The sequence below is a fragment of the Actinomyces israelii genome, from assembly GCF_030253495.1.
Lineage (GTDB): Bacteria > Actinomycetota > Actinomycetes > Actinomycetales > Actinomycetaceae > Actinomyces > Actinomyces israelii.
Genome location: NZ_CP124548.1, coordinates 1,636,456 through 1,659,400, shown reverse-complemented (window position 1 = coordinate 1,659,400; position 22,945 = coordinate 1,636,456). Strand labels below are relative to the sequence as shown.

Below are 22,945 nucleotides of genomic sequence, written 5' to 3'. Positions count from 1 at the left end.
CCACCCGCCCCGTCTCGCCCGTCGGACCGATCGGTCCGACGGGCGTTCTCTTGTCCGGGGAGCGCCGGGCGGCTCGCGCCGTCCGCCCGGGGCGGCCAGGGCGCTCAGGTCGGGGCGAGCCGAGCCCGCACGACGACATCGGTCCCCTGCCCGCCGCGCGCGGAATCGGTCACGGGCCGCCAGTCGATGACGCCGCGCAGCTCGCCGTGCACAAGAGTGCTCACGATCCGGGTCCCCAGCCCCGTCATGACCGTGCCCGGCTCGAGGCCGACGCCGTCGTCGATCACGTGGACCGTCAGGTCGTCGCCGTCGCGCTCGGCGGTGACGGTCACCGTGCCGTCGCGGGCCTCCAGCCCGTGCTCGACGGCGTTGGTGACCAGCTCGGCGAGCACGGTGGCCAGCGCCTGGGCGGCATCGGCCTCCACCACGCCGAAGGTGCCCTCGATGTGCGTGGTCACGCGTCCGCTGGCGGTCGCCACGGCCGCGGCGCCGCGCAGCACCGAGGCGAAGACCTCGTCGAAGTCGACGGTCTCGTCCACGTTCTGGCTCAGGGCCGCGTGCACCGTCGCGATGGTGGCGACGCGGCGCTCGGCCTCGGCCAGCGCCTCGCGCGTCTCGTCGTTGGTGGCGCGGCGCGCCTGGAGGCGCAGCAGCGCGGAGACCGTCTGCAGGTTGTTCTTCACACGGTGGTGAATCTCACGGATAGTGGCGTCCTTGTTGAGCAGCGCCTGCTCGCGGCGCCGGATCTCCGAGACGTCCCGCACCAGCAGCAGGGCCCCGATGCGCCGGTCGTCACGGCGCAGGGGGATGGAGCGGATCGACAGGAACACGCCGCTGACCTCGACCTCGGCCAGCCAGGCCTGGCGGCCCATGAGCACCACCGCCATCGTCTCGTCCACGGGCGTGCGCTCGGGGATGATGGCGGGGACCGCCTCGGCGAGCACGTGCCCGTCGATCTCGTCGGTCAGCCCCAGGCGGTGGAAGCAGGAGCGCGCATTCGGTGAGGCGTAGACCACACGGCCGTCGTCATCCAGCCGGACGACGCCGTCGCCCACCCGGGGCGTGCCGTGGCGCACCCCGGTGGCGGCGCCGCGGATCGGGAAGTCGCCCTGGGCGATCATGAGGCACAGGGCGTCTGCGAGGTCCTCCTGGGCCTGGTGGACGATGCGCCCGCCCCGCATGACCCCCACCGAGGACTCCCGGGTGACCACCGCGATCGGCTCGCTGTCGCGCACCACCGGCACGTACTCCTCGCGCACGGCGGTCGTGCCCGTCCACTCCGGGTCGGCGGCGACGACGACCTGCACGCTCGTGAACGTCTCCAGCGCCAGGGCCTCGCGAACGGCGGGCATGCGCCGGCCGATGACGTCCTCGAGGTGGACGGTGGCCCCGGTGGCGGGACGGCAGTGGGCCACGGCGACGAAGCGACCGGTGTCGGTGCGGATCCACAGCACCAGGTCGGACACCGACAGATCGGCGATCACCTGCCAGTCGGCGATGAGCTGATGGAGCCAGTCGAGGTCCGCAGCAGGGAGATCGATGGCGCCGCGGGTCGAGGGAGACAGGAGGTTGGGCACAACCCGATGTTACCGGCGGCGCGAGGCCCGGTCCTCGTGGCAAGATCGCCCCATGAGGAAAACCATCTCCATGACGTACCCAGCCGACCCCCAGCGCGTTGCCACGATGCTCTCCGACCCCGCCTACCAGCAGGGCCGCATCGACCGCTTCGGGCTCGAGGACGCCACTGTGGACGTGGCCGCGCGCGGGCAGGGCTTTGTGTCCACAATCGCAGGCTCCGTGCCGCCCAGCCTCCTGCCCGCCGCCGCCAAGCGATTCGTGCGCTCCACCATCTCCTTCACCCTGGCGGAGTCCTGGGGCGAGCCCGCCGACGACGGCTCCCGCACCGGAGACATCGACATCACCCTCAAGGGCGCGCCGGTCACCGCCGGCGCCACCACCGCGATGCGCCCGGCCGGCGAGAACGCCACCGAGCTGACCATCGAGGTCGACCTGAGCGTCAGCGTCCCCCTGGTGGGGCACAAGATCGAGGAGAAGGCGATGTCGCTCACCGACCGCGCTGTCGCCGACGAGGAGGCCCGCGCCACCGCCTGGCTGGCCGAGCACTGAGAGCACTGAGAGCACTGAGAGCACTGAGACTCGGGGCCGCGGGCCCAGGGCGCGTCCCCGCAGGCCGCCGTCGAGCCCTCCGGAGCGAGGCCGAGCACCCTGTTCGCCCCGCTCCGGAGGGCTCGGTGGCGCTGCGGCCGGCCGCAGATCGCTGCGATTCGCTGTGGGTTACTGCGACTCAACATTCCGATGTGCGCGCCTTCTTCACGCAGCCCGGTCGCCGTGGCACCATCGCGCCATGAGCGAGCAGTCCGAAGTCATCACGCCGACAGAGTCCAACTCCGTGTGGGCCGAGCGCACGGGCACCCGTCAGTACCTGGGGCGCAACGCCCGCGGCGCGCAGGTGCGCGTGGGCACGGGGCCCGGCGAGTTCTCCCCCGGCGAGCTCATCAAGCTCGCCCTGGGCACCTGCAACACCCTGTCGGCCGACCACCGGCTGGCCAGGGCGCTGGGCGAGGACTTCGAGGCCAACGTCGTCGTCGCGACCCTGAAGGACGACGATGAGGAGCGCTACAGCGACTTCGACGTCCAGATCGTCGCCGACTTCGCCGCCCTGACCCCCGAGCAGCGCGACACCCTCACCGCGAGGGTGGAGGCCGCTGTCGAGCGCGCCTGCACCGTCGGCCACACCATCGAGAAGGGCGCCTCGGTGCGCCTGCACCTGCTCGACGACCGGGACTGACGTCCCCGGCCCGGCTCCGGTCCCGGCGGCCCGCCCATCCGGCTCTCATTCCAGGAGGTACCCCATGGCCGCATCCGACCGCTCCACCGGTCGCTCCGCCCTCGAGCGCGCGCTCGACAAGGCACTCGCCATCCCGGCCGCCCGCATCGAGGAGCGGATCGCCCGCATGCGCCGCGACCGCCCCGGCGCCGACACGGCAGAGCTCGTCGAGCTGGCGGCCTCGCGGTTCCGCACCGAGGCCGGCCTGTCGTCCGGCGCCGTCGGGGCCTCGGCCGCGCTCCCGGTGGTGGGGGCGGGCACGGCCACGGCCCTGACCATCGGCCAGACCGCGATGTTCCTGGCCTCGGCGGTCACCTACGTGCTCACCATCGCCGAGCTGCAGGGACTGCGCGTCATCGACACCGACAGGCGCCGGGCCCTGGTGATGTCGGCCCTGCTCGGACGCGAGGGATCCGAGGCGATCCAGGGCTCGCTGGGCCTGACCACCCTGTTCTGGGCCGCCCAGTACCTGGCGCAGATGCCGCTGCCCACCGTCAAGGCCGTCAACAAGCAGCTCACGCGGCGGATGACCAAGCGGGTGGCCGCCAAGAGCGGCGCCCTTGCGCTGGGGCGCCTCATCCCCTTCGGGGTCGGCGCCGCCATCGGCTGGACCGGGGGCAGGGCCCTGGCCAACCAGGTCATCGAGGGCACCCGCTCCGCGCTCGGCCCGGCCGTACAGCCGGCCGACCGCGCCGAGGTGATCGACGCGTGAGCCGCTCCGCGGACCGCTACCCCGCCCTGAGCGAGCTGGGGCTGCGGGCGCCCGACGGCGTCGACGTGGCCTACGAGGAGCTCCTCGCCGAGGTCCTGTCCCACGGCCTGCCCAAGGGCGACCGCACCGGGACGGGCACGCGCTCGCTGTTCGCCCGCCAGCTGCGCTACGACCTGGGGGCCGGCTTCCCGCGCATCACCACCAAGTTCGTGGCCATGAGGGCCGTCAAGGGCGAGCTGCTGTGGTTCCTGCGCGGGTCCACCAACGTGGGCTGGCTCCGCGAGCGCGGCATCACCATCTGGGACGAGTGGGCCGACGACGACGGCGAGCTCGGGCCCCTCTACGGGGCGCAGTGGCGCAGCTGGCCCACCCGCGACGGCGGGGCGATCGACCAGATCGCGAGCCTGGTCGACACCCTGCGCCACGACCCGGACTCGCGGCGCATGCTCGTGTCCGCCTGGAACGTGGGCGACCTGGGCGCCATGGCGCTGGCTCCCTGCCACGCCTTCTTCCAGTGCTACGCGGCCGGCGGGCGCCTGAGCCTGCAGGTCTACCAGCGCAGCGCCGACCTGTTCCTGGGGGTGCCGTTCAATATCGCCTCCTACGCCCTGCTGACCCACATGCTCGCCCAGCAGACCGGCATGGAGGCCGGCGAGCTGATCTGGAGTGGCGGAGACTGCCACATCTACGACAACCACGTCGTCCAGGTGCGCACCCAGCTCTCCCGGGTGCCCGCCGCCCACCCCTTCCCCGCGCTCCGCCTGAGGCCGGCGGAGTCGATCGACGCCTACACCATGGAGGACATCGACGCCTCGGCCGGCTACCTCCACCATCCCGCGATCAAGGCGCCGGTGGCCGTGTGAGCGCGCCGAGAGCCGGGCTCCCGTGAGCGGAGGGGAAGTGCGGCCCGCGGCGCCGGCGGGCGGCTTGGGCATGATCTGGGCGCAGGACGCCACCGGCCTGCTCGGCGCGCGGGGAGGGATGCTGTGGCGGGTGCCCGCGGACTTCAGGCACTTCAGGGCCACCACCATGGGCTGCGGGCTGGTCATGGGCCGCTCCACCTGGGACTCCCTGGCCGGGGCGCTGACGGGGCGCCGCAACGTGGTCCTCACCCGTGACCGCCGCTGGCGGGCCCCGGGGGCGCTGCGCGCCTCCGGCCTGCGCCAGGGCCTGGCCGCGGCCGCCCGGGGCCTGTCGGCCGAGCTCGGCGAGGACCCCCGCACGGGCGAGGCCGCGGGGCTGCCCAGGCTGTGGGTGATCGGCGGCGGGAGCGTCTACGACCAGGCCCTGGCGGCGGGGCTGCCCGATGTGCTCGTGGTCAGCGTCCTGGACCTGGACGCCGCCGAGCGGGCCCGCGAGCGCGGCCTGCCGGAGCCAGACCTGGTGCGGGCGCCGGCGGTCTGCGCCCGGCAGTGGCGCATCGACCCCGCCCGCTCCGACGCCCCGGGGACCTGGCGCCCCGTCTCCGGGGACGCCCGCTGGCGCGTGGAGACCTGGCGCCGCCTGTGAGGCCGGGGCGCCGCCCCTTTCCCGCCCCATCGCCCGGTTGTCCGCGCCCGCAGTCCGCCGGACCGGCGCGAGGAGGTGTCACCGCATGACGAACCGCCACCAAAACTTCCGCTCGAAAGTTCAGAACTTTCTAACGAAGGACTAATGTCCCTTTTTTGCAACCTTCTTGGTTCCGTACGCTTGTGTCCATCAGCCCGCCGCATAGGGTAGAAAGGAGGCATGCACACCATGGCCGCACGTCAAATGGCGATCCTCGAGACCGTCACTCGCGACGGCGAGGCATCCGTCACCGCTCTGGCCGAGGCCCTGTCAGTCTCTCAGGTCACGATCCGCAAGGATCTGGACACGTTGGAGGAGCAGGGCCTGGTACGCCGGGAACGGGGGATCGCGACGCCGGTGTCCAGCGACGATCCCGCGGGCAGGATCGCCCACCACTACGCGGCCAAGCTCCGCATCGCGCAGGCGGCGGCGGGCTCCGTCTCCGAGGGGGAGACGGTCATGATCGAGGCCGGATCGTGCTGCTCGCTTCTGGCCGGGGAGATCGCCCGCACCAAGCGCTCCTGCACCATTGTGACCAACTCGGCCTTCATCGCCGAGCACATCAGACGCCAGCCGCACGCTTCGACCATCCTGCTCGGCGGCAGCTACCAGAACGACTCCCAGGTGATGGTGGGTCCCATGATCCGCCAGGCCGTCAGTCAGTTCCTCGTCGACAAGCTGTTCATCGGAACCGACGGGTTCTCCCCCCGTGTCGGCTTCACCGGCAGGGACCAGCTCAGGGCGGAGGCCGTGCGCACCATGGCCGAGCGCGCCGAGCACGTCATCATCCTCACCGAGTCGGACAAGTTCGGCTCCCACGGCCCGGTCCCCCTGCTGGAGGCCACCGCCGTGACCCGGGTGTGGACCGATGCGGCGATCAGCGAGCAGATGGTCGAGGAGCTGACCTCCGCGGGCGTTGACGTCTCCACGGTCGCGCCCGACGGAGCGGTGAGCGACCGCAAGGCTCGCCCCCACAGGCTCTAGTCCAGTCACCGGGCGGCAGCGAGGCCGCCCGGCCGACGCCGAGGCACGCCCGAGGCGCCATCCCGACATCCACAGCGCAGGCCCCGGCACTGGCCGCCGGGTCCGTGACGCGCACCCGTCCTTCCACCCGTGAAGCCTCAGGGCGGCTCCAACCGGGGGCCGGCCCCGGGCCATTGCTGCCAATAGCAGGTACCTGTACCTGTCCATGACCCGCGTACCGCGAACCAGTCCAAGGAATCCGCACAGAGAGGTGCCTACCATGACTCTGACCGTACCCATTGAGCACATTGGCTCACTGCGCCGCCAGCGCGACACCCGGCCGCCCGGAATTGGGACGCTGCCCCGCAGCACCAGCTCATCCGTCTTCACGCCCACCACCCGCACCGGCTTCACCATCGGAGTCGACGTCGGCGGAACCAAGGTCGCCTACGGGCTGTTCAACGGGGAGCGCGAGCTGACCAGCCGCGTCCAGGTCCCCGCCGACCCCTCCGCCTCCCCCGAGGAGTTCCTCGACAGCATTGTCGGGACCTGCCGCGCACTGGCTGAGGACCAGGGGCTGACGATCGACGAGCTCCGCGGCATCGGCATCGGCATGCCCTCCTACGTCCTGTACGAGGAGGGCCGGATCATCAAGACAGCCAACCTTCCGCTGCTGCACGACGTCCCGGCGCGCTCCTATCTCAGGGCCGCCCTGGGAGGGAGCGTGCGCGTCCTCATCGACAACGACGCGCACACCGGGGCGCTCGCCGAGCACCGTCACGGGGCGGGGCGGGGATTCCGGCACATGCTCTACTGCCCGGTGTCGACCGGTATCTCCTCGGGCATCATTATCAACAACGACCTCTTCCGCGGCCGCTACGGCTGGGCCGGGGAGTCGGGGCACATGATCGTCACGCCGGGCGAGGGCATCGAGTGCGGCTGCGGCAACCGCGGCTGCCTCATGTCGTACTGCTCTGGGTCCATGATCGTCAAGCATGTCCGCGCCCGTCTTGAGGCGGGCGCGGCGTCCATGATGCCCGAGCTCGCCGGGGGCGCGCAGAATATCACCGCACGCACCCTGGAAGAGGCCTGGGACGCCGACGACGAGCTGGCCCGGTGGGCGGTGGAGCAGATGGCCCGGTACATGGCGGTGTGGACCTACAACCTCTACGTGCTGCTCAATATCAACTGCTTCGTCTTCGGCGGCGGTCTGCTCAACTTCGGCGATCGGCTCTTCCCCCGCGTGCGCGAGCTCTTCGACGCCTACAACGACAACGACATGCCCGTGTACTTCAAGGAGGCCGAGCTCGGCAACGACTTCGGCATTATCGGCGCTGCGGAGCTGATGTTCCAGTGAGCACCGCCGCGCACCCCGCCGAGCAGCCGGCACCTGCACCCGAGAACCTCCCTGAGCCGCCGGAGAGCACCGCTTCGAAGGGCTCCGGGTTCTCACCCCGGGGGCTGCTCGATGCGGCCATCAATGCGATCTCGCAGATCTTCCTTCCGCTGCTCAACGCCCTGGCCGCTGCCGGCATCCTCAAGGGCCTGCTCGCGGCCCTGACCATGACCGGCCGGCTCCCCACGGAGAGCTCCGCGTACGCCGTTCTCAATGCCATGGCGGACGCGTTCTTCGCCTTCCTGCCGGTTTTCCTGGCCTTCACCACGGCGAACCTGGTCAAGGCCAACCGTTTCACCGCCGTCTTCATCGCCGTGGTGCTGCTCTACCCGAAGCTGACAGAGGCGCTCGCCGGCGGCCAGCCCGTCACCTTCGTAGGAATCCCCGTGGGGAAGGTGAACTACGCCGCCAGCGTCATCCCGATCATCTTGGCCGTCGTGCTGCTGCGCTACGTGGAGGCGGCGTGCAGGCGCCTGCTGCCCGAGGTTGTCGAGGGTCCCTTCACCCCGCTGATCAGCGTCTTCGTCGTCGGCGGCGCCACCCTGGTCGCGCTGGGGCCGCTCGGCACGACGATCGGCAGCGCCCTGGCCGCCGGCTACAACTGGGTCTACGCACTGAGCCCCGTTGCCGCCGGTACGATCCTGGGAGGACTCATCCAGCTCATGGTGCTCTTCGGCTTCCACTGGGCGCTGGTGCCCATCGCAATAAGCAATATCAGCGAGTTCGGATCGGACACGATCCTGGCCTTCTTCGCCCCAGCGGTCTTCGCCCAGGCAGGCGCCTGCCTGGCCGTGTGCATCAAGACCCGTTCGCGCCCCTATCGTGCGATCTGCCTGTCCGCCGCGCTGAGCGCCTGCTTCGGCATTACCGAGCCCGCCATGTTCGGCGTGACCCTTCCGCTGAAGAAGCCCCTGGTCGCCGTGTGCATCTCGGGCGCCGTAGGAGGCGCCACCGTTGGAGCCTCCGGGGCCTCCGCCATGAGCTTCGCCTTCCCGGGCCTGGCCACCCTGCCGGTCTTCCTGGGCCACGGCTTCGCCCTGATGGCCGTCGGGTGTCTGGGCGCGATGGTCCTGGCCTTCGCGCTCTCACTCATCATGCGCTTCCCCGGTGAGCCGGCAGCGCTGAAGGACGGTGAGGCGATCCGCACGTGAGAAGGCCGGACTTCCGGAAAGGCGCCTCGCACAGCCTCCGGGGCCGGCCCCGGCCCGGGGCGGTGTCCTCGCCGCGCTCCTGCGGCGAGGACACCGTCGCCCCGGGCGCTTGAAGCCGGGCGGGAGAGTGGCGGCCCGGGGCCGGGACTGAGAGCAGACGCCTAGAAGTAGGCGGCGACGCCGTCGCCGGCCAGGGTGCGGCGGAAATCCTCCAGGTCCTCCTCGTGGAGGGCCGGCACCCCCGAGAAGCGGTACTCCCAGTCCAGCAGCTCGTACTTGCGCTCCCCGAACTGGTGGAAGGGCAGGAGCTGGACCTCCTCGACCCCCAGGTCCCGCAGGACCCGGGCGAAGCCGTGGGCGTCGTCGAGCGTGATATTGACCCCGGGGACGCAGGGGATGCGCACCACGGTGGGCACACCCCGATCCAGGGCGCGGCGCAGGTTCGCCTTGGGCAGCGCGTCGTCCACACCGGTCCACACGCGGTGGGCGACGGCGTCCCAGTGCTTGACGTCGATAAGGAGGGTGTCAATACGGTCCAGGACCTTCTCGAAGATGGCGGGGGCGCAGTACCCGGTGGTCTCGATGGCGTTGTTCAGGCCCTCAGCACGGAAGGCGTCCAGCAGGGCGACGGCGAAGCGGTGCTGGACGAGGGCCTCCCCCCCGGACAGGGTGGCCCCGCCGCCGGATTCCTCGTAGAAGGGCCTGTCCTGCATGACGACGTCGAGGACCTCCTGGACCGTCCACTGCCTGGAGTCGGGCACGAGGACCCCGGGCCGGTCGGGGTCGTGGACCTGGAGAGCCTGGAGCTTGCGGGACCCCGGGTTGGCGCACCAGGGGCAGCTCATGGGGCAGCCCTTGAGGAAGACGACGGTGCGGATACCCGGCCCGTCGTGGATGGAGAACTTCTGGATGTTGAGGACCTGCCCCCTGTCAGCCGGCACCGAGACTCCTCCGCAAGTACTTGTATCTTTCGTTCGTAAGTATATATACTTGTGCTCGAAGGGAGCAAGAGATCCGGCGAGCCTCCCTCCCCCGGGCCCCACCGACCCGCCCGCGGCAGCCGGCCGCCCACAACGAGAGACAGCAGCAATGACCATCCTCCAGGCCCCCGCATCCACCCGCGGCGCCGACGCCGCCCAGGCGGCCCCCGAGCCGCACTTCGGCGCCCTCACCCCGCGCATGGCCTCCTGGCGCGACCGCCTCCTGGAGACCACGCCGTCGGTCTGCGCGGAGCGGGCCATGATCACCACCCGCGTCTACCGGGAGCACGCGGCCGACCCCGTCGTCCTCAGGCGCGCCCACATGCTGCGCTCCGTCCTGGAGGGCATGAGCATCTACATCGAGCCCGAGACCCTCATCGCGGGCAACCTGGCCTCCACCAACCGGGCCAGCGCCATCATGCCCGAGTACGCGATGGACTGGGTCATCGAGGAGCTCGACGAGTTCGACAAGCGCCCCGGCGACCGCTACACCATCACCGAGGAGACCAAGCAGGCCCTGCGGGACATCGCCCCCTTCTGGGAGGGGCGGACCCTCAAGGAGCACGGGCTGGCGAACATGCCGCCGCAGGCGCGCGTCTTCTACGACCTGGGCATCATCCACCCCGAGGGCAATATCACCTCCGGCGACGCCCACATCGCGGTCAGCTACCCGCGGCTCCTGGCCGAGGGCCTGGCCGCCTACAAGCGGCGCACCCGGGAGGCGCTCGACGCCCTGGACGCCACCGACGCCGAGGGCCTGAGGAAGTCCTACTTCTACCGCGCGGTCCTCATCGTCATCGACGCCGTCATCGCCTTCGCCCACCGCTACGCCGACCTGGCCGAGGACCTGGCCGCCGCCGAGCCGGCCGCCGAGCGCCGCGCCGAGCTGACCGAGATGGCGCGGATCCTGCGCCGCGTGCCCGAGCACCCGGCCACCACGCTCCACGAGGCCGTCCAGGCGGTCTGGCTCATCCAGGCGGTCCTGCAGATCGAGTCCAATGGGCACTCCCTGAGCTTTGGGCGCTTCGACCAGTACATGGGCCCCTTCTACGACGCCGACCTGGCCGCCGGTCGCATCACCCGGGACTCGGCCACCGAGCTGCTGACCAACCTGTGGCTCAAGGTCATCACCGTGGCCAAGCTGCGCAGCTGGTCCCACACCCGCTTCTCCGCCGGCGGCCCGCTCTACCAGAACGTCACCGTCGGCGGGCAGACCCGGGACGGGAGGGACGCGGTCAACGCCTTCTCCTACGTGGTGCTGCGCGCCGTCGCCCAGACCCACCTGCCCCAGCCCAACCTGACGGTGCGCTACCACCGGGGGCTGAGCGAGGAGTTCCTCTCCGAGTGCGTCGAGGTCATGCGCCTGGGGTTCGGGATGCCGGCCTTCAACTCCGACGAGGTCATCATCCCCTCGCTCATCGAGAAGGGGGTCGACCCCGCCGACGCCCGCGACTTCTCCGCCATCGGCTGCGTGGAGGTGGCCGTACCCGGCAAGTGGGGCTACCGCTGCACCGGCATGAGCTTCCTCAACTTCCCCAAGACGCTGCTGGTGGCCCTCAACGACGGCCTCGACCCGGCCACGGGCACGCGCCTGGCCCCGGCCTGCGGCCGCCTGGGGGACATGACCTCCTTCGACGAGGTCATGCGCGCCTGGGACGTAACCGTGCGCGCCTTCCAGCGGGCCGCCGTCACCCTGGACTCGGCCTGCGACCTGGCGCTGGAGGAGCTGGTGCCGGACATCCTGTGCTCGGCCCTGGTGGAGGACTGCATCGGCCGCGGCAGGCCCCTGAAGGAGGGCGGCGCCGTCTACGACTACGTCTCCGGCCTCCAGGTGGGCATCGCCAACCTGGGCGACTCCCTGGCCGCCATCAAGAAGTGCGTCTTCGAGGACCGCAGCATGGGGGCCGACGAGCTGTGGGCGGCCCTGCAGTCCGACTTCGCCGGCGAGCGCGGCGAGCAGATCCGCGAGCAGCTCGTGGCGGCCCCCAAGTACGGCAACGACGACGACTACGTCGACGCCCTGCTCGTGGACGCCTACAACAGCTGCATCGACGAGATCCGCAAGAGCCGCAACACCCGCTACGGCCGCGGCCCGGTCGGCGGCGTCTACTACGCCGGCACCTCCTCCATCTCCGCCAACGTCCCCCAGGGCGCCGGCACCGCCGCCACGCCCGACGGCCGCCGCGCCGGCGAGCCGCTGGCGGAGGGCTGCTCCCCCAGCCATGGCGCCGACGTCAACGGTCCCACCGCGGTCTTCAAGTCCGTGGGGAAGCTCCCCACGCACGACATCACCGGCGGAGTCCTGCTCAACCAGAAGGTCAACCCCTCCATGCTGCGCAAGCCGGAGGACCGCGCCAAGCTCATGATGATGCTGCGGACCTTCTTCAACCGCCTGGAGGGCTTCCACGTCCAGTACAACGTGGTCTCCCGCGAGACCCTCCTGGACGCCCAGGCCCACCCGGAGAAGCACCGCGACCTCATTGTCCGCGTGGCCGGCTACTCCGCCTTCTTCAACGTGCTGTCCCGGGCCACGCAGGACGACATTATCGCCCGCACGGAGCAGAGCCTCTGAGCCGGGCGGACAGGACGAGGAGCAGGAGCACGGATATGACCACCACGGGACTGGAGATCCTCTTCGACACCGCCGACCTCGCCCAGGTCGAGGCCGGCGCGGACATCTACCCCCTGACGGGGATCACATGCAACCCCAGCATTATCAAGAAGGAGGGCGCGGTGGACCTGCTGGACCACCTGCGCGCCGTCCGGAGCATCATCGGCGCCGAGCGCGGCCTGCACGTGCAGGTGATCGCCCCGAATGCCGACGGGATGCTGGCCGAGGCCCGTGCCCTCCTCGACGGCGTGGACGAGGGGGTGTACGTCAAGGTCCCGGTGACCGAGGAGGGCCTGCGCGCCATCAAGGCGCTCAAGGCCGACGGCGTGCGCGTGACCGCCACCGCCGTCTACACCCGCCTTCAGGGCACCATGGCCATTGCGGCGGGGGCGGACTACCTGGCCCCCTACGTCAACCGCATGGCCAGCCTGGATGTGGACCCCTACGCGGTGGTGGCCCACCTGGCGGCGATGGCCGACCGGGCCGGCACGGGCTCGAAGGTCCTGGCGGCGAGCTTCAAGAACGCCGGACAGGTCAACCGGGCCCTGGCCGCCGGGGCGCACGCTGTGACCGCGGCCCCCGAGGTGGTGCGCGGCGCCCTGGAGTCCGCCGATGTCACCGCCGCCCTGGCCGGCTTCACCCGGGACTGGGCGGGCACCTTCGGGCGCGAGACCCTGCTGTAGCCGGGCCGGCCGGCCCGGGGAGGCCGGCCCGGGCCGGGGCCCGCCGCCTTCGCGCGGTTCCGGGCCCCGGCGTCGTAGGAGAACGGTCAGGAGTACCTCTCCTCGAAGTGGCGCTCCAGGGACTCCAGGGAGTGCCCCTTGGTCTCGGGCAGGAACCTGACGTAGAAGGCCAGGGTCCCCAGGTTGACGGCCGCGAAGATGAAGAACACATTGCCCTGGACCGCCTCGATGAGATTCGGGAAGGTGAAGGTGACGATGACGTTGCCCACCCAGTTGCAGAGCACGGCGATGCCGTTGGCCAGGCCGCGCACGCGCATGGGGAAGATCTCGGAGAGCATGAGCCAGAAGGTCACGCCGATGAAGCACTGCATGAAGTAGAGGAAGGAGAGCATGAACAGCAGCACCAGGAGGCTGCGCACCATCGACTCGGGCAGCAGGAAGACCAGCCCCAGGGCGATCAGCGAGGCCACGCAGCCGATCTGCCCGGTCACGATCATGCGGCGGCGCGGCAGCCGCATGAGGAAGTAGGTGATGCCGATGTACACCGAGATCACCGAGACCGCCCCGTTGGCGATGGTCGCCACGATCGAGGCCTGCGACCCCATTCCCGTGGAGATCAGGATGGTGGGGGCGTAGTACATGATCCCGTTGACCCCGGTGAGCTGCGACAGCAGGGCCAGGCCGATGCCGATGAGGGTGATCCTGCGGATCCACGGCACCTTCAGGTCGGCCCAGGAGCCGCCGCCCATGCGGGCCTCCTCCTCGACGCGGAGCACGATGTCCTCGCCCTCCTCCTCCACCCGGTCGGGGGTGCGGACCTCGTTCAGGACGGCCCACATCTCCTCGAGGCGTCCCTTGCGGGCCAGCCAGCGGGGCGACTCGGGCAGCAGGTGGATGCCGCCCCACAGCCCGATCGCCGGCAGGGTGGCCAGGACCAGCATCCACCGCCAGGCGTTGGCGCCCGGCCACACCGTGGCGATGACGGCGTTGCAGGTGTAGGCCAGGAGCTGGCCGGTGACGATCATGAGCTCGTTGCGGGAGACCATGGTGCCGCGGATCTCCACCGGTGAGAGCTCGGAGAGGTAGACCGGCACGGTTGCCGATGCCCCGCCGACGCCCAGCCCGAGGACGAAGCGGAAGACGGTGAGCACCGGCATGCTGGGAGCCAGCGAGCAGCCCAGCGCGCCGATGAGGAAGATGACGGCCACCGTCATAATGTTGCGCCTGCGGCCGAAGCGGTCGGACAGCCTCCCGCCGCTCAGGGCCCCCAGGGCCGCCCCCACGGTCAGGGCGCTGGTGACGATCGACTCGTCGAAGGCGGTCAGCGCCAGGCCGCCCTCGGCGACCGGGTTCCTCAGGAAGGGCAGCGCCCCGGAGATGACCCCGGTGTCGTAGCCGAAGAGCAGGCCGCCCAGGGTGGCGATGGAGCGGATGGTCAGCAGACGGCGGTCGACGCCGCGCTGGTCAGGCGCGGGCCGGTTGGTCGCGGCGCTCATGCGGGCGCCCCCTCGGACGGCAGGGACTCAGGCGGCAGGGAGAAGGTCCGGATGAAGTCGTCGAGGGCGTCGTCGCTGCTCCCGGTGGCGAAGGCCTCCATGGCGACAGTGCCGTGGTAGCCCATGGCCCCCAGTGCGACGGCAACGGCGCTGTAGCTGATCTCGCCGGTGCCGGGCTGGGCGCGCCCGGGGACGTCGGCGACCTGGATCTCCCCGATCCACGGCCGGCAGGCGCGGCACAGCTCGATGAGGTTCCCCTCCCCGATCTGGGCGTGGTAGAGGTCGAGGTTCATCCGCAGGTGCGGGGAGTCGACGGCCCGGACCAGGGTGCGGGTGTCCCGGGCCAGGGCGAAGGGGCATCCGGGGTGGTCGACCGGCAGGTTGAGGTTCTCCAGGGTGAAGGTGCGGCCCGCCGCCCTTCCGAGCTCGGCCAGGCGCCGCAGGGTGTGAGCGGCGCGCAGCCAGTCCGCGGGCGTGGGGTGCTCGTTGGCGACGACGGGGATGCCGCCCTCCCCCAGCCCGGTGCCGTGGACGTTGAGGCGTGGGCAGTCGATCTTCTCGGCGGCCGCCAGGGACTGCTCGGCGGTGGCCAGCAGGCGGGCGGTGCCGTCGTCGGTGGTGAGGTCGCCCTCGATGTAGCCGGTCATGGAGACGACCTCGACGCCGTCGGCGCGCGCGGAGGCCAGGGCGTCGAGGTCCTTGGCGGACCAGTCCCACATCTCGACCTTCAGCCCGCGGGCGGCGATGCGCTGCGCGCGGTCGAGGAAGGGCAGGTCGGTGAAGATCATCTCGGCGCAGGCGGCGAGGGTGAAGGCGTTGTCGGCGGGAACGGTGACAGTGCTCATCGGGCGGCCTCCTGGGTGGCGACGATGCGGACGGGCGGAGCGGGTGACATGGTGGTTCCTTCGTCATGTGCGCGTCATGTGCGGCGGAGCCCGCGCCTCGAGGGGCTGCTCCTCACTGGGCGGGTCCGAGGCTCCACCGGACGGCTCCGGTGCCGGCCAGTGGTGACAAGGAAACTAGCACGTTCTAGACGCATAGGACCGAGGCGACGTCAAGTCTGTAAATTGATAGTGATCTTTCTCAGCAATCACAACGATATGTGACATGCGAGTCTCGCGATAACGTTCTAGATTTCTAGCTGATACAGTTGCTCCCGTAATGCTCCGCCGTCGCTCAGCGGAACGCCGGGCGACGGCGCAGTCGAAGAGAGGCGGGAAAGCCGTGACGAAAAAGCCACGAGAGGGCGGGCGCTCACGGGGGCGCGCCCGGAAGGTGACGCTCGTCGATGTCGCCCGCGAGGCCGACTGCTCGGTCTCCCTGGCCTCGATCGTCATGCGGGACGCCGCCGGGGCCTCGCAGGAGACTCGGCGCCGGGTCAAGGCGGTCGCCGCGCGCCTGGGCTACCGACCCGACCAGCGGGCGCGCGCCCTGCGATCGGCGCGCTCGGGGCTCATCGGGGTCACCTTCGGGGTGCACCAGCCCTTTCACGCCGAGATCATCGACGGCCTGTACGCGGCCGCGGAGGCCAGCGGGCACGAGCTGGTGCTGTCCGCCGTGGTCGGACCGGTCGATGACCGGCGGGCCGCCGAGACCCTTCTGCGCGACCGCTGCGAGGCGCTGATCATGGTCGCCCCCGCGCTCGGCACCGCCCGTCTGCGCATGCTGGCCGCCGAGGTCCCCGTCGTCGCGGTCGCCCGCCCGCTGTCCTGCCCCGGCGTCGATGTCGTGCGCATCGACGACCGCGGCGGCATCGCCATGGCGGTCGACCACCTCGTGGGCCTCGGGCACCGGCGCATTGTGCACGTCGACGGCGGGACCGCGCCGTCGAGCCCCGAGCGGCGGGCCGGCTACCTGGAGGCGATGGCGGCGCACGGCCTGAGCGCGCAGGCCTCGGTCCTGCCCGGCGGACTCGAGCAGGAGCACGGGGCGCATGCGGCCGCCGAGCTCCTCGAAGAATCCGGCCACGAGCTGCCGACGGCGATCACGGCCTTCAACGACCGGGCGGCCTTCGGCCTCCTCCAGGGGCTGCTCATGGCGGGCGTGGACGTGCCGGGGCGGGTCAGCGTGATCGGCTTCGACAACGCCCGCCGCTCCGATGCCGCTCTCGTCCCGCTGACGACCATCGACCAGAACCCGGGTCTTATGGCCCGGCTCGCGCTGGAGCGGGCGATCGGGCGCGCCGCAGACCAGTATCTGCCCACCGAGCAGGTGCTGGTCCCCCGCCTGATCGAGCGGGCCTCGACGGCCCCGCCCGCCGGGGCCGATCGCCGGTGGACCGGCATCAGCCCCCGACCAGGCCCTGCTCCTTGAGCCAGTCGGAGGCGATGACGCCCGAGCCGACCTTCTCCTCGGTGGAGCGGGCATTGAGGGCGCGCAGCTCCTCAATGCCCAGACGCGCCGAGACCGTGTCAATGGCCTGAGCGGCGCCGACGGCGAGGGTCCTGCGCACCAGCGGGGTGACGTTCTCCGGGAGGATGAGGCCCTTGGGGTCCTCCAGCACGACGAGGCCGTTGTCCACGATGGCCGGGCTGGAGCTGGGGATATTGGCCGCGTCCACGGTGCCGTCGGTCAGCGCCTTGACTGTGAGCGGGCCCCCGGTGTCCTCCACCGGCTCGACCTTGGCGTCCACGCCGTAGGCGGACTTCAGCCCGCTCGGCCCGTAGGGGCGGGTGGACAGCTCGGAGTTCGCGGCGACCATCACGGTTCGCCCGAGCTTGGCGAGGTCCGCGATGGAGGTCAGGCCGTGGGCGTCGGCGGCCTGACGGGTGACCGTGTAGGTGTCCTGGTCGGTGGCCTCGGCCGAGGCCAGGATGGTCAGACCCCCGGGCAGGACCGCGAGCAGCTCGGCGCGCACGGAGTCGGCGTCGGCCGCCGTCCCGGTCCCGGCGTCGGAGACCGTACCGGTGGGCGCCTCCGCGGAGGCCCCGGTGGTGGCCTGGTCCTTGCTGGTGTAGTACTGGAGGAGGTTGCCGCCGTACTCGGGGATGACGTCGATGTCGCCGGACTCGAGCTGGGGCAGGTAGATCTCGCGCTGCCCGATCTGGTAGGTGCGCGTGACCGTGTAGCCGGCCTCCTCCAGGATCTGGGCGTAGAGCTCGGCGATGATCTCATTGGAGAAGTACTGCTGACTGCCCACGACAATGGGCCCGTTCCCCCCGCTGCCGCCGCGCTCAGAGGCGAAGGGGTCCTTGCCGAGACCGCAGGCGCCGAGCGCGCCGCCCAGAGCAGCCAGGCCCGTCCCGGAAAGAAGACGGCGGCGGGTGGTGGAGAGCATCAGGAGTCCTTCCTGTGGCGCGTGCCGGCCGGTGCGACGGCTCGTTGAACGGTACTGAAGACGGCCTCGGAGAACAGTGCCAGGACGACGACCAGAAGGGAGGCCACGAGCATCATGGTGTACTCCTGGGTCTTGAGGCCGAGGAACATGAGACTGCCGAGTCCGCCCGCGCCGGTGTAGGCGGCCAGGGTCGCGGTGGCGATGACCTGGAGGCTGGCCGAGCGCAGCCCGCCGACGAGCTGGGGCGCTCCGAGGGGGATCTCGACGCGGACGAGCACCTGGGCCTCGCTCATGCCGCTGGCGCGGGCGCCGTCGACGGCCATGTGGTCGGCGGCCTCGATGCCCGTGTAGGCGCCCGCCAGCACACTGGGGAGGGCCAGGATGACCAGGGCGAGCAATGGCGCGCGCAGACCGATGCCCAGCGCCAGGCCGAACAGGGTGATCAGGCCCAGCGTCGGCAGGGCGCGCACGGCCCCGGAGACGGCCACGGCCAGGCCCCGCCCCCTGCCGGTGTGGCCCACCCACCATCCCAGCGGCACCCCGATGATCGCGGAGACGCCCACGCCCAGCAGGGAGTAGCCCACGTGCTGGGCAATGAGAGTGCCGAGGCCCATGGCACCGGTCCAGTGGTCGGCGTCCAGGATGTAGTCGAGGGTGCTCTCAAGGTAGTTCATGCGTCCTCCTGGTCGGCCTGCGCCCCGGCGCGCCGGCCGCGGGTCCAGGGCATGAGCACCCGTCCTCCCAGGACGACCAGGCCGTCGAGGGCGAGGGCCAGCAGCACCGTGATCACCAGGCCGGTGAGGATCTCCGCGGTCAGGCCGCGCTGCAGACCCTCGGTGAAGAGCCAGCCCAGGCTGCGCACGCCCAGCACCGCCCCGACCGTCGTCAGGGACACCGTGGAGACGGTCACCACCCTCAGCCCGGCCAGGATGGCGGGGCCGGCCAGCGGCAGCTCGACGGTGAGGAAGCGGCGCACCGTCCCCATGCCCACGGCCGTGGCGGCGTCGCGCACGCGCTGGTCGACCGCCTCGAGGGCCTCGACGGCGGTCGGTACGAGCAGCGCCAGCCCGTAGAGGGTCAGGGCGACCACGACATTGGCGACGTCGCGGATCCCCGTGCCCAGCACGAGCGGGAGGATGACGAACATGGCCAAGGAGGGGACGGCGTACATCAGCGAGGCCCCGGAGACGATGAGCGCCCGCAGGGGCGCGACCCGCTGCGCCAGGCGCGCCAGGGGCAGGGACAGCACGAACGTGGCCAGGACCGCCGGGACCACCTGCAGGAGGTGGGCGATCAGGTGGGCCTCCACCTGCGGGATGTTGGCGAGCAGCCAGCTCACGTGCCGACCGCCTCGTGAGCGCGGGCCCGCCCAGCTGCCTGCTCGGCGGCGGAGGCGTCGTCCAGGACGCCCAGCGTCCTCCCGGCCGCATCCTGGACGACCCGCTTCCCGGCGACCTCGCGCAGGCGCAGCGCGCGCTCGGAGTCGTCCAGGCCGAGGAAGCGGGCGACGAAGCCGTCGGCGGGGGCGGCCACGAGCTCGGCGCCGGTGCCCCGCTGAGCGATGTTGGCGCCCTCGCTCAGCAGGATGATCTCGTCGCCGAGCAGCAGGGCCTCGTCGACGTCGTGGGTGACGAAGACGATGGTCTTGGCCAGGTCCGCCTGGATGCGGAGGAGCTCGCGCTGCAGCTCGCGGCGCACCAGCGGGTCGACGGCGCCGAAGGGCTCGTCCATGAGCAGGACGCCGGGATCGGCGGCCAGCGCCCGGGCCACCCCGACGCGCTGGGCCTGCCCGCCGGAGAGCTGGTGGGGGTAGCGCTGGGCGAGCTCGCGGTCCAGGTCCAGCATGTCCATGAGCTCCAGGGCGCGCGTGCGGGCGGCCCGGCGATCGGTTCCGTTCAGGCGGGGCACGAGGATGATGTTGTCGAGAACCCGGCGGTGCGGGAGCAGGCCGGCGGTCTGCATGACATAGCCGATGGAGCGCCGCAGCGCGACGGGATCGCGCTCGCGCACGTCCTGGCCGTCGAGCAGAATGCGCCCGCCGGTGGGCTCGACCATGCGGTTGACCATGCGCAGCAGGGTCGTCTTGCCGCAGCCGGAGGAGCCGAGCAGAACCGTGATGGTGCCCACGGGCAAGCAGGCGGAGAAGGACTCGACGGCCGGCGGGGCGTCCCTCCGCCCGCCCGCGAGTGCGGGATAGCGCTTGGTGACGGCGTCGAACTCGATGGTGCTGGCCGTGTGGGCCACGCCGGGGGCAGAACTCACGCTCGGGGTCTCCCTTCCGCGTGCACGCACATCTGTCCGGCACGCGCGTCCACCGTAGCAGCCCCGACCCGCTTACGTCGATTCGATGTATCCTGCGTGTCGTGCTCGCCCTCAAGATCCTCGGGTTCCTCGACGACGGCCCGCTGCACGGCTACGAGCTGCGCCGCCGCATCGTCGAGCTCGGCGGCCCCGGGAGCCACCTGTCCGACGGGGCCCTCTACCCCGCGCTGGCCCGCCTGGAGGCAGCCGGCTACCTGGTCCGCACCGCGAGGCCCGGGGGGCGGGGCCGCGCCCGGCGCCGCATTGAGATCACGACGGCGGGCCGCGAGCACCTGCACGCCCGGCTGCGCCACCCCGACGAGACGGAGATGACCTCCACGCCCCGCTTCCTGACGGTGCTCGCCTTCCTGTCGCGCCTGCCGGCCGCAGCCGACCGCGAGGCGGTGCTCCGCCGTCGGCTGGCGATCCTCCAGGCCCCGGCGCCGGCCTTCTTCTACGACGACGGCGCGCCCCGCCGCTCCGCCCGGGAGCCCGACCCGTACCGCCGGGGCATGGCGCGCGTGGCGGGCGCCGCCCGCCGCGCCGAGATCGAGTGGCTGCACGAGATGCTCGACGACGAGCACGACGAGCACGATGAGCACGATGAGCACGATGAGCACTGAGACGCGCGCACCTCCGGCGCACGGTCGCGCCGGGCACAAGCCGACCAAGGAGCCTCCTGTGACGCCCACCACCATGCGGGCCGCGGTCCTGACCGCGCCCGGCATCGACAACCTGCACGTCACCGACCTGCCCGTCCCCTCGCCCCGACCGGGCTGGGTGCGGATCAGGGTCATGGCCTTCGGCCTCAACCGCAGCGAGTACCACTCGGTGACCGGGCAGGCCGAGGGCATGTCCTACCCGCGGGTCCTTGGCATCGAGGCGGCCGGCGTCGTCGACCTCGACCCCGAGGGCGTGCTCGCCGCGGGCTCGCAGGCGGCCACCATGATGGGCGGTATGGGGCGGGCCTTCGACGGCGGCTACGCGCAGTACGTCGTCGTGCCCCGCGAGCAGGTCATCGTCTTCTCCTCCGACCTGCCGTGGAAGGTCATCGGCGCGGTGCCCGAGACCCTGCAGACGGCGCACGGCTCGCTGACCACCGGCCTGGACCTGCGGCCGGGGCAGTCCCTGCTCGTGCGGGGCGGGACCTCCGCCCTGGGACTGGCGGCGGCCGCGCTCGCGGCGGACCGGGGCTGCCGGGTCCTGGCGACCTCGCGGCGCGAGGCGGGGCGGGTGCTCCTGGCCTCCCGGGGCGTGGAGGCCCTGCTCGACGACGGCGCCGTGGCGGCGCAGGTCCGCCGTCGTCTGCCCGAGGGAGTGGACGCGGTCCTGGAGCTCGTGGGTGTCCCCGCGCTGCGCGACTCGCTGGCGGCGACGGCCGCGGGCGGCACGGTGTGCTTCGCGGGCATGCTGTCGGACTCCTGGGCGATCCCCGACTTCTACCCGATGGACTGGATCCCCACCGGGGTGAGGCTGACCACCTACTCGGGCCAGGCCCACAACCTGCCCGCGGCCGAGCTCCAGCGGGTCCTGGACCGGGTCGCGGCGGGTGGGCTCGACCTGGCGCCGGTGCACGCCTACCCGCTGGAGGAGATCGTGACGGCGCAGCGGGACATGGCCGCGGGCGCGCACACCGGCAAGCTCGTGGGCCTGCCCTGGGGCTGAGGGCCCGGCAGGTCCGCCGGCACCGCCCCGGCCCTCATCCCAGGAGGGCCCCCAGGGCCAGGCAGACGACGGCGATCGCGGGCAACGATCCCTGCTTGAGGGCGGCGCCGCGGTGGGCGGGCGACTTCAGGGCCAGGACGAGCGCGGCGGCGAGCATGGAGCCGGTGCCGAACAGCGCCAGGGCCGTCCCCGCCCAGGAGGCGGGGCCCGGGCCGCCCGCGGCCCGGAGGAGGACGCCGAGGAGGGCCTCAAGAGCGAGGAAGAGGTTGTAGAAGCCCTGGTTGTAGGCGTAGAAGGCGTGGGGCCGGGCCTCGGCGGGGGTCCCGCCGAAGGTCTTTCGGGCCAGCGGCCCCTCCCAGGCGATGGACTCCATCCAGAAGATGAGGACGTGGAGGGCGGCGGCGAGGACGGCGGCGGCCAGGCCGACGGATGTGACGGCCCGCATTACGAGGCCCGCTCCTCGGCCGGGTGCGCGGAGACGAGGTCGTCCGCGCCGCTGCCTGACCCGTGGGGCGCGTCGTCCTCGAGCCCGGCGAGCACGACGCGCGCGATCATGCCCGCGGCCATCTCGTAGCCGGCGGCGGAGGGGTGGAAGCCGTCGTCGGCCCAGAAGCCGTCCTTGAGGTCGCAGTGGGCGACATCGACGAAGGGCACGCCCCGCTCGGCGCAGACGGCCGCCGAGGCCTCGGTCTGGGCGTCGGTCCACTCGCGCAGGACCGAGCGCAGGGTCGCCATGAGGGCGGGGCTGCGGTAGAGCTGGCCGGCGCTGCAGGCCACGACGTGCCGACCGCGCCGCGCGGCGCCGTCCAGGACGGCCGCGAGGTCATCGGTCCACTCCTGAAGGCTGCGGCGGGCCATGAGGTCGTTGGAGCCGGCGCACACGAAGAGCACGTCGGCGTCGTCCACCTCGGGCAGGAAGCGGTAGCGCACGCGGCGCATGGTCGCCCCCAGTCTGGCGTGGGTGGCCCACTCGACGTCGCGCCCGGCCCCGGCGGCGACGAGGCGGGCGATGCGCGGCACGAGGGCCTGGTCCTGGGCCTGCACGCCCGAGCCGGCGACGAGGGAGTCCCCGACGGCGGCCAGCCTGAGCGGCGCGCTGGAGCCGCGGACGGCCCCGGAGCCGGCGGGCGCCGTCGTCCCGTCGGGCGTCACGACGCCCTCGCGCTCCCCCGGCGGCTCCGGAGCGAGACGCACGGTGCGGCGGGCGAGCGCCGCCTCGGCGACGGCCAGGGAACGGCGCAGCCCGCGACGGATGCCGCGGCCGGGCGCGGGCCCGGATGGAGAGGTGCTCACGTGACGCGAGTCTACGACCGC

23 protein-coding genes are annotated in these 22,945 nt (G+C 71.9%); 13 read left to right on the top strand and 10 right to left on the bottom strand.

What is annotated here, in order from left to right; all coding sequences use genetic code 11:
• Positions 1–104: 104 nt before the first annotated feature.
• Positions 105–1,577 carry a sensor histidine kinase gene (locus AIF0345_RS06800; protein ID WP_043564850.1) on the bottom strand — a complete coding sequence of 491 codons (1,473 nt, stop codon included), beginning with the start codon at positions 1,575–1,577 and terminating at the stop codon, positions 105–107.
• 52 nt (positions 1,578–1,629) lie between these two features.
• Between AIF0345_RS06800 and AIF0345_RS06795 the strand changes: the two genes are divergently transcribed.
• From AIF0345_RS06795 to AIF0345_RS06760, 8 genes are all read left to right on the top strand, one after another.
• Positions 1,630–2,127, top strand: coding sequence for a DUF2505 domain-containing protein (locus tag AIF0345_RS06795; protein ID WP_268917857.1), 498 nt, complete (start codon positions 1,630–1,632; stop codon positions 2,125–2,127).
• Between the two features lie 238 nt (positions 2,128–2,365).
• On the top strand, positions 2,366–2,809 hold the full coding sequence (locus AIF0345_RS06790; RefSeq protein ID WP_285297739.1) for an OsmC family protein: 444 nt from the start codon (positions 2,366–2,368) through the stop codon (positions 2,807–2,809).
• A gap of 64 nt (positions 2,810–2,873) precedes the next feature.
• On the top strand, positions 2,874–3,560 hold the full coding sequence (locus tag AIF0345_RS06785; RefSeq protein WP_043564844.1) for a hypothetical protein: 687 nt from the start codon (positions 2,874–2,876) through the stop codon (positions 3,558–3,560).
• Entirely contained in the window at positions 3,557–4,423 is an 867-nt protein-coding gene (locus AIF0345_RS06780) for a thymidylate synthase (RefSeq protein WP_285297737.1), read from the top strand. The genes AIF0345_RS06785 and AIF0345_RS06780 overlap by 4 nt, the downstream gene beginning before the upstream one ends.
• A 70-nt stretch (positions 4,424–4,493) precedes the next feature.
• A complete protein-coding gene (locus AIF0345_RS06775) occupies positions 4,494–5,069 on the top strand; it encodes a dihydrofolate reductase (protein WP_043564907.1) in 576 nt (191 codons plus the stop codon).
• 228 nt (positions 5,070–5,297) lie between these two features.
• Positions 5,298–6,092 carry a DeoR/GlpR family DNA-binding transcription regulator gene (locus tag AIF0345_RS06770; RefSeq protein ID WP_268917859.1) on the top strand — a complete coding sequence of 265 codons (795 nt, stop codon included), beginning with the start codon at positions 5,298–5,300 and terminating at the stop codon, positions 6,090–6,092.
• Between the two features lie 259 nt (positions 6,093–6,351).
• Positions 6,352–7,428, top strand: coding sequence for an ROK family protein (locus tag AIF0345_RS06765; protein WP_268917860.1), 1,077 nt, complete (start codon positions 6,352–6,354; stop codon positions 7,426–7,428).
• Positions 7,425–8,618, top strand: coding sequence for a PTS transporter subunit EIIC (locus tag AIF0345_RS06760; protein WP_268917861.1), 1,194 nt, complete (start codon positions 7,425–7,427; stop codon positions 8,616–8,618). The genes AIF0345_RS06765 and AIF0345_RS06760 overlap by 4 nt, the downstream gene beginning before the upstream one ends.
• Positions 8,619–8,779: 161 nt before the next feature.
• Here the strand turns inward: AIF0345_RS06760 and AIF0345_RS06755 are convergent, their stop codons facing one another.
• Positions 8,780–9,559 (bottom strand): 4Fe-4S cluster-binding domain-containing protein, encoded by a 780-nt coding sequence (locus tag AIF0345_RS06755; RefSeq protein WP_273167160.1) that lies wholly within the window; start codon positions 9,557–9,559, stop codon positions 8,780–8,782.
• A gap of 148 nt (positions 9,560–9,707) precedes the next feature.
• Between AIF0345_RS06755 and AIF0345_RS06750 the strand changes: the two genes are divergently transcribed.
• Both AIF0345_RS06750 and AIF0345_RS06745 read left to right on the top strand, forming a co-directional pair.
• Positions 9,708–12,170, top strand: a complete 2,463-nt coding sequence (locus AIF0345_RS06750) for a glycyl radical protein (protein ID WP_285297734.1) — start codon at positions 9,708–9,710, stop codon at positions 12,168–12,170.
• A gap of 35 nt (positions 12,171–12,205) precedes the next feature.
• On the top strand, positions 12,206–12,892 hold the full coding sequence (locus AIF0345_RS06745) for a fructose-6-phosphate aldolase (protein WP_229118649.1): 687 nt from the start codon (positions 12,206–12,208) through the stop codon (positions 12,890–12,892).
• 86 nt (positions 12,893–12,978) lie between these two features.
• On the opposite strand, the gene AIF0345_RS06740 is transcribed toward AIF0345_RS06745, so the two are convergent.
• Both AIF0345_RS06740 and AIF0345_RS06735 read right to left on the bottom strand, forming a co-directional pair.
• Positions 12,979–14,388, bottom strand: coding sequence for a sugar porter family MFS transporter (locus AIF0345_RS06740; RefSeq protein ID WP_285297732.1), 1,410 nt, complete (start codon positions 14,386–14,388; stop codon positions 12,979–12,981).
• Positions 14,385–15,233 (bottom strand): TIM barrel protein, encoded by an 849-nt coding sequence (locus AIF0345_RS06735; protein ID WP_285297731.1) that lies wholly within the window; start codon positions 15,231–15,233, stop codon positions 14,385–14,387. The genes AIF0345_RS06740 and AIF0345_RS06735 overlap by 4 nt, the downstream gene beginning before the upstream one ends.
• A gap of 379 nt (positions 15,234–15,612) precedes the next feature.
• On the opposite strand from AIF0345_RS06735, the gene AIF0345_RS06730 reads away from it, so the two are divergent.
• Positions 15,613–16,701, top strand: a complete 1,089-nt coding sequence (locus AIF0345_RS06730; RefSeq protein ID WP_285297730.1) for a LacI family DNA-binding transcriptional regulator — start codon at positions 15,613–15,615, stop codon at positions 16,699–16,701.
• Here the strand turns inward: AIF0345_RS06730 and AIF0345_RS06725 are convergent.
• Genes AIF0345_RS06725 through AIF0345_RS06710 form a run of 4 tightly spaced genes read right to left on the bottom strand, consistent with a single transcriptional unit; the run spans position 16,673 to position 19,927 of the window.
• A complete protein-coding gene (locus AIF0345_RS06725; RefSeq protein WP_043564837.1) occupies positions 16,673–17,665 on the bottom strand; it encodes an ABC transporter substrate-binding protein in 993 nt (330 codons plus the stop codon). The two genes, AIF0345_RS06730 and AIF0345_RS06725, sit on opposite strands and share 29 nt — an antisense overlap.
• Complete coding sequence (locus AIF0345_RS06720; RefSeq protein WP_043564835.1) at positions 17,665–18,339, bottom strand: ABC transporter permease; 675 nt, start codon at positions 18,337–18,339, stop codon at positions 17,665–17,667. The genes AIF0345_RS06725 and AIF0345_RS06720 overlap by 1 nt, the downstream gene beginning before the upstream one ends.
• Entirely contained in the window at positions 18,336–19,004 is a 669-nt protein-coding gene (locus tag AIF0345_RS06715) for an ABC transporter permease (protein WP_273167768.1), read from the bottom strand. Before AIF0345_RS06715 ends, AIF0345_RS06720 begins: the two co-directional genes overlap by 4 nt.
• A complete protein-coding gene (locus tag AIF0345_RS06710; RefSeq protein WP_229118647.1) occupies positions 19,001–19,927 on the bottom strand; it encodes an ABC transporter ATP-binding protein in 927 nt (308 codons plus the stop codon). Before AIF0345_RS06710 ends, AIF0345_RS06715 begins: the two co-directional genes overlap by 4 nt.
• A 101-nt stretch (positions 19,928–20,028) precedes the next feature.
• Between AIF0345_RS06710 and AIF0345_RS06705 the strand changes: the two genes are divergently transcribed.
• Entirely contained in the window at positions 20,029–20,589 is a 561-nt protein-coding gene (locus tag AIF0345_RS06705; protein WP_285297729.1) for a PadR family transcriptional regulator, read from the top strand.
• Entirely contained in the window at positions 20,579–21,631 is a 1,053-nt protein-coding gene (locus AIF0345_RS06700; RefSeq protein WP_268917868.1) for a zinc-binding dehydrogenase, read from the top strand. Before AIF0345_RS06705 ends, AIF0345_RS06700 begins: the two co-directional genes overlap by 11 nt.
• A 34-nt stretch (positions 21,632–21,665) precedes the next feature.
• Here the strand turns inward: AIF0345_RS06700 and AIF0345_RS06695 are convergent, their stop codons facing one another.
• Entirely contained in the window at positions 21,666–22,076 is a 411-nt protein-coding gene (locus AIF0345_RS06695; protein ID WP_273167762.1) for a DUF1304 domain-containing protein, read from the bottom strand.
• Positions 22,076–22,924, bottom strand: coding sequence for a GDSL-type esterase/lipase family protein (locus AIF0345_RS06690; RefSeq protein WP_285297728.1), 849 nt, complete (start codon positions 22,922–22,924; stop codon positions 22,076–22,078). The genes AIF0345_RS06695 and AIF0345_RS06690 overlap by 1 nt, the downstream gene beginning before the upstream one ends.
• Positions 22,925–22,945 lie beyond the last annotated feature (21 nt).

Coding starts and splice junctions, on each gene's coding strand:
- AIF0345_RS06770 (WP_268917859.1), top strand. CDS start 5,298: ATGGCCGCACGTCAAATGGCGATCCTCGAGACCGTCACTCGCGACGGC.
- AIF0345_RS06720 (WP_043564835.1), bottom strand. CDS start 18,339: ATGAACTACCTTGAGAGCACCCTCGACTACATCCTGGACGCCGACCAC.
- AIF0345_RS06695 (WP_273167762.1), bottom strand. CDS start 22,076: ATGCGGGCCGTCACATCCGTCGGCCTGGCCGCCGCCGTCCTCGCCGCC.
- AIF0345_RS06785 (WP_043564844.1), top strand. CDS start 2,874: ATGGCCGCATCCGACCGCTCCACCGGTCGCTCCGCCCTCGAGCGCGCG.
- AIF0345_RS06745 (WP_229118649.1), top strand. CDS start 12,206: ATGACCACCACGGGACTGGAGATCCTCTTCGACACCGCCGACCTCGCC.
- AIF0345_RS06765 (WP_268917860.1), top strand. CDS start 6,352: ATGACTCTGACCGTACCCATTGAGCACATTGGCTCACTGCGCCGCCAG.
- AIF0345_RS06725 (WP_043564837.1), bottom strand. CDS start 17,665: ATGCTCTCCACCACCCGCCGCCGTCTTCTTTCCGGGACGGGCCTGGCT.
- AIF0345_RS06700 (WP_268917868.1), top strand. CDS start 20,579: ATGAGCACTGAGACGCGCGCACCTCCGGCGCACGGTCGCGCCGGGCAC.
- AIF0345_RS06750 (WP_285297734.1), top strand. CDS start 9,708: ATGACCATCCTCCAGGCCCCCGCATCCACCCGCGGCGCCGACGCCGCC.
- AIF0345_RS06775 (WP_043564907.1), top strand. CDS start 4,494: ATGATCTGGGCGCAGGACGCCACCGGCCTGCTCGGCGCGCGGGGAGGG.
- AIF0345_RS06740 (WP_285297732.1), bottom strand. CDS start 14,388: ATGAGCGCCGCGACCAACCGGCCCGCGCCTGACCAGCGCGGCGTCGAC.
- AIF0345_RS06795 (WP_268917857.1), top strand. CDS start 1,630: ATGAGGAAAACCATCTCCATGACGTACCCAGCCGACCCCCAGCGCGTT.
- AIF0345_RS06790 (WP_285297739.1), top strand. CDS start 2,366: ATGAGCGAGCAGTCCGAAGTCATCACGCCGACAGAGTCCAACTCCGTG.
- AIF0345_RS06735 (WP_285297731.1), bottom strand. CDS start 15,233: ATGAGCACTGTCACCGTTCCCGCCGACAACGCCTTCACCCTCGCCGCC.